Raw genomic sequence first — 1,226 nt, 5'->3', positions numbered from 1 at the left:
GGTTACTCAGGCGGGATTCACACCCGCTCGTCTTCAAACCATTTCCAGTCCGCAACTTGCATGCGATGGTTACCCGCTCTTCTTCGTCATATGTCGTCGTAACCTTCGTCCGCAGCAAGCGCAGCACAAGCACTTCGTTGAGCAGGATCGTGAATCATCGCATGAGCCAAACACGCAGTTTCGATCGCCATGTCAAGGTCGGTGAAGTAGATCAAGCATGTATCGCCTTCCGAGTCGGGTTCCATCCCATCAGCAATTGGCTCTAGTCCTGCGAGTTGGCGGGCAGCAATGACCAATCCCTGTATTCCGTAGCCATTCAAGTAGTAGTCACCGATATGGTCGTCGCCGATGTGCTGTTCTCGCCAATCGTGATCGCTGAATTGGAGATTGACGTTCGGGTAGTCGGTATCGCGACAATCGCGGAGCACGAACGGTGCAAACGTCGTTCTGTCTTGGCCATCGGAAAAAGTAGGCGTTAGCATTGTGGTTCGGTCTGAGGAGAATGAATATCGGTCGGGTAACGGTAGAAATCACGGGGAACGGGCGAACGACTTGCAAGCAGACGAGAAAACGGACCACCCGTTCTCCCGTGCATTTCATGGTTCTGCCTTTGCGCCAGACAGTTTTGCCATCGCAGGTTGCAGCATGAAGTTCATGTATGCATCCCAAACCCTAGGAGACACAACGACACGCCATTCTCCATTGTGCTTGACGCAGGTCATGACATCCCGCGACTTTTCGGCGAGATTCGGCATTCCATCGACGCGATAGACGACGTGAGCGAGAGAATCGCCCTCAGGTACGGTTCCGAGAATGGTCCGTGTTGCGCCATCGTTAGCGTCCGGATCGCTGGGTTCGCACATGTACTCGGCAAATGCTTGTACGGGTGACATCGCTTCGATCTCCGCGGGACTGGGCACGCGGTCAAATATCATCTCGAAGAAACCAGTGTCACCGCTGCGGCGAAGCATCGGTGAAGCCGCAATGATGGATTTTCCGATCCGCGTTGCACTTGGTTCGTGTACGACGTCAATCAGGGCTTTCTTGTCTGATTTTGCCAACGCATCAAAAAAAGTCCTCGCGGCATCGTCCGGAGTCTGTGCAGCACAGACCGCTGAAGTGGATAGAAATAAGGTGAGCAGTACGGTCTTCATGTATCTATGGCAGAACGCTGAAATTCACGGGGTCGCGACCGTGAGACTCAGCCGTTTGAAAAGACGTTATCG

2 protein-coding genes are annotated in these 1,226 nt (G+C 53.5%); both read right to left on the bottom strand.

Annotated features, from left to right (window positions below):
- Nucleotides 1-86: 86 nt before the first annotated feature.
- Entirely contained in the window at nt 87-482 is a 396-nt protein-coding gene (locus tag ABD971_RS29980) for a hypothetical protein (protein WP_345327380.1), read from the bottom strand.
- 114 nt (nt 483-596) lie between these two features.
- Complete coding sequence (locus ABD971_RS29975; RefSeq protein WP_345327379.1) at nt 597-1,154, bottom strand: hypothetical protein; 558 nt, start codon at nt 1,152-1,154, stop codon at nt 597-599.
- Nucleotides 1,155-1,226 lie beyond the last annotated feature (72 nt).

Origin of the sequence: Novipirellula rosea (genome assembly GCF_039541335.1) — a bacterium.
Lineage (GTDB): Bacteria > Planctomycetota > Planctomycetia > Pirellulales > Pirellulaceae > Novipirellula > Novipirellula rosea.
The sequence above is the reverse complement of the archived record's forward strand: the minus strand, read 5'-3'. Positions and strand labels throughout refer to the sequence as shown.